Source organism: Nostoc sp. 106C (genome assembly GCF_002154725.1).
In the GTDB taxonomy this organism is placed as follows: Bacteria; Cyanobacteriota; Cyanobacteriia; order Cyanobacteriales; family Nostocaceae; genus Aulosira.
Genome location: NZ_MTAW01000165.1, coordinates 1 through 3981, shown reverse-complemented (window position 1 = coordinate 3981; position 3981 = coordinate 1). Strand labels below are relative to the sequence as shown.

The 3981-nt window shown below is 40.7% G+C and carries 2 protein-coding genes, 1 rRNA gene and 1 pseudogene; 3 read left to right on the top strand and 1 reads right to left on the bottom strand.

Annotation, left to right across the window (positions count from 1 at the left end; all coding sequences use genetic code 11):
• Window positions 1-259: ribosomal RNA gene (locus BV375_RS24955) — 16S ribosomal RNA — on the bottom strand; the annotation flags it as partial.
• A 689-nt stretch (window positions 260-948) separates the two neighbouring features.
• Here BV375_RS24955 and BV375_RS24950 point away from each other — a divergent pair.
• The 3 genes and pseudogenes from BV375_RS24950 to BV375_RS24940 all read left to right on the top strand — a co-directional run.
• Window positions 949-1380, top strand: coding sequence for an archease (locus BV375_RS24950; protein ID WP_086765504.1), 432 nt, complete (start codon window positions 949-951; stop codon window positions 1378-1380).
• A gap of 69 nt (window positions 1381-1449) precedes the next feature.
• Window positions 1450-2895, top strand: a complete 1446-nt coding sequence (locus BV375_RS24945; RefSeq protein WP_086765502.1) for an RtcB family protein — start codon at window positions 1450-1452, stop codon at window positions 2893-2895.
• Window positions 2896-3776: 881 nt separating this feature from the next.
• Window positions 3777-3923: pseudogene (locus BV375_RS24940) on the top strand (FAD-dependent oxidoreductase); the annotation flags it as partial.
• Window positions 3924-3981 lie beyond the last annotated feature (58 nt).

Below are 3981 nucleotides of genomic sequence, written 5' to 3'. Positions count from 1 at the left end.
CTGATCGTCGCCTAGGTGCGCTCTTACCACACCTACTAGCTAATCAGACGCGAGCTCATCACGAAGCGGGGTTAACCCCTTTCACAGTTGTGCATATTTGGTATTAGCAGTCGTTTCCAACGGTTGTCCCAAACCTCAAGCCAGATTCTCACGTGTTACTCACTCGTCTGCCACTAAATCCCGAAGGATTTCGTTCGACTTGCATGTGTTAAGCATCCCGCCAGCGTTCATCCTGAGCCAGGATCAAACTCTCAATTAATGAGTTTGTTTGGGTCCAGAATGTAGAGACGCAATTGCTCGCATCTCTACATTCCGAATCCGATAATTCTTTCGTTATAGTTTAGGGGGCTTATATTTTAATTTGCTCCCAACCATAAAGACTGTATAACGAGGTTATATTACTCTATTTAGCTTTCAAACTATTTGTTTTTCTTAGTTATGCGTGTCAGTTCGCTTTGTTCTTACCTCTCTAATATAACAAGACAATCTTTACTTCTTTGGGGTAGTAACCGTACTTTTATAATGAGTGCTTACACTACTTTTATTTGGAGGTAAACACTTCATTTTTCGGTCGCTTGTCTTATGCATTAAGTCAAAATTTTTGATCTTCTACACTTCTCTAATATAACGATATTCTCTAGAGCCTGTGGGATAGAGACCGTAATTTTATATTGCGGTTAACTTCCCTTAAAAAGTTATAAACTAGACCTAAGAATATGGCTATTTGTTTTTGTCTTGCTTATTTTTAAGGTTCAGTACGTCAATTGGAATTATTTGATATCACTAAATTATAAGTTATTAAAATCAAGTCAATTCTAATAACGACCATAAAACTACCGGAAGAACCGTTTTACTTTTAACTCAACCGATAGTTACGCCTGAATCTAACTAAAGATTGAAATATCAGTAACCTCCAGTTGATAGTATGGAAAAATCTTGGAGGTTTTTATGCAAAGTCCAGACTTCCTCAATTCACTAGCAGGGTTTGAGGAGGTTGAACATACAGCTGATTGGGCTTATCGTGTATGGGGACAAAATCTAGCAGACTTATTTATCCAGGCGGCAAATGGACTTTATGCGATCGCATCTGTCCAGCGAGGAGCCAATTTTCCAGTTAGCCGTAACATTCAACTCCACGGAGTAGACTACGAAAGTCTACTAGTTGCTTGGTTAAATGAACTTTTGTATCTGCACGAAAGCGAAGGCTTGGGGTTTAACCGATTTGAAATCCTGCATCTGGATCGGCACAATTTACAAGCAAAAGTTAGTGGTGCACCAGTTAAAAACTCGAACAAGTTAATCAAGGCAGTGACTTATAACAATCTGGCAATTCAGACTACAGAAAAAGGTCTGGAAGCGACTTTAGTGTTGGATGTTTGAGAAATCACTACGAGCTTTTTGCCCCTTAAAACATCAGACAATTAGCAATTTCTAGAGCCAGAGGGGTTTATGTTTAATAAACGAGATTTCCGGCGGATTGAGGATTATTTGTGGGAAATTCCTACTTCCTACCATCCAAATATGAAAGTTCCTGTCTGGATTTTTGCCGATCAAAAACTTCTAGAGGATGCCTCGGAAGATTTATCGATTCAACAGGCGATTAATGTTGCCATGTTACCTGGTTTAGTCGGTCATGTAGTTGTCATGCCCGATGTCCACCAAGGCTATGGAATGCCTATCGGTGGGGTGATGGCAGCGAAAGTACCTGGTGGCATTATCTCCCCAGGAGCAATTGGCTATGACATCAACTGTGGTGTACGCGTTTTAGCATCGACACTTGAGTATAAGACTGCTAAATCCCAACTGAGTAATTTAGCAACTACCCTGTACCGTAACTGTCCTAGTGGTGTGGGAGAAAAGGGCAATGTCCGATTAACTACAGCAGAACTAGACCAAGTTTGTCGTGAAGGTGCAGGTTGGGCACTGGCTGAAGGTTATGCCGAACCAGAAGATTTAGATTACACGGAAGAATTTGGTTGTTTAAAAGGCGCAGATCCAGAACGTGTGAGCAAACGAGCTAAAGAGCGGGCTAGAGGACAGCTAGGTACTTTGGGTGCCGGTAATCATTTTCTGGAAGTGGATGTAGTAGAAAAAGTCTACGATGCAGAAGCGGCTGATGTTATGGGCTTACATGAAGGTTGTCTGGCTGTGCAGATTCATAGTGGTTCGCGCGGTTTTGGGCATCAAATTTGCACAGATTATGTGCAAGATTTTCAATTTGCAGTCATCAGCTATGGAATAGATTTACCAGATCGAGAACTGGTTTGCACCCCTATTGAATCTCCTGAAGGACAAGCTTATCTGGCGGCGATGAACTCAGCTGCTAACTATGCCTTTACTAACCGTCAGGTTTTAGCATCGCATACACGCCGTAGCTTTCAGGAAGTGTTTGGTAAACAAAACTCGAATTTACGCCAAGTCTATGACATCGCTCACAATATGGGCAAAATTGAAACTCACGAAATTGAAGGCGAACAGATGACAGTATGTGTTCACCGCAAAGGAGCGACTAGAGCCTTTGGGCCTGGGTTTGCTGATTTACCGACTGACTATCGTTCTTTGGGTCAACCTGTCTTGGTTCCTGGTTCGATGGGTACGCAAAGCTGGATTTTGCTGGGAACTGAAAGAAGCGATCGCCTTTCCTTTGGTTCTAGTTGTCACGGCGCGGGGCGAGTTATGAGTCGCGCTAAGGCGAAGCGGGAAGTCAAAGGCGATCGCTTGCGTGGCGAACTTGAACAAGAAGGCATCAATATCCGTGCAGGTTCTATGTCTGGTTTAGCGGAGGAAGCACCACAGGCTTACAAAGATGTTAGCCGTGTTGTGAATGTTGTTCACAACGCTGGTATTGCCCGTAAGGTGGCTCGGCTTAGACCTGTAGCTGTGATCAAAGGATGATACTCGCCCATAAGCTGAGGGGTCTAGTTATTACCAACTAAACCCCTCAGGTCTGCGATCCAATTTGATCCAATTTTTCCTCCATGACGAATGTGAGTTTATTGGTCTCGCTGTCTTAGCCAGAACCTCTCATAGTCGTTTCTTCCTAAGATCCTGGTTTGGCATGACTCTTAACCAAACACTTGTGTTAAGGGTGTCGCCACTTCCTCCTATTTGAGAAGTTCTTTGCGATCCCACCTATATATTAGCATAATTTTTTACAACTGCATGGTAATTTTGAGATTTTCAGCTATTAGAAATAATCTTTTTTATTCAGTCTTATTAAATGTTTTTTCTGCCCTCTGCCTTCCGTTTTCTACCTTTATATAATTACTTTTATTAAGAAAAACTACAATTTTCAAACTTAATAAACAAATCTTTTTGTCTTTGATAAGCTGAAGACATCAAGTATAAATACCATACTGCAAAACTTTTCAAACGCTTGCCTGGAATACAAGGCAAGCTACAGATTGATTAGTGTATTTTTTCAAATTAGCCTTAAAAACCTGAATTTGAAAAAATATTTTACCCTTCCCATAGCTTAAGTTTAAACCAAGATTGTTTGGTTTAATTGAGTTCGTGTTATTTAAGACAAATCTTTTGTATTGATTGACGCTCGGTTGCAGATTATATAGCTATCCGAGTAGTTGAAGAGATTTTATTTGCTAACTAATGTTGACCTCGCTAATTTAGTTTTTAGCCATCTCTAATTAAGATGATTTGAAAACATAAAAGCCAGGTGAAAATATGCCGAGATTTTGATTATTTTTGCTATTTGACCACAAAAATAACAACCATACTGCCGAAATCAAGAGATATCAAGATTACCAGAGGAGTTTGTGATGGAAATCTTCGATTATGTGATTTTAGGAGCTGGATTAGGTGGACTTTCAGCCGCAGCCTGTTTAACTAAGCAAGGATACCGGGTGGTAGTTTTGGAGAAACATTACTTACCGGGAGGCTGCTGTCACACCTTTGATTATAGTGAATAAGGGACTTCCAAGAAATAAAATATACAGCTAATGAAAATGATAATCATTACAGTGG

What these genes read in the sequence shown, in the direction of transcription:
- BV375_RS24950 (WP_086765504.1), top strand. Translation starts at nt 949, where the DNA reads ATGCAAAGTCCAGACTTCCTCAATTCACTAGCAGGGTTTGAGGAGGTT.
- BV375_RS24945 (WP_086765502.1), top strand. Translation starts at nt 1,450, where the DNA reads ATGTTTAATAAACGAGATTTCCGGCGGATTGAGGATTATTTGTGGGAA.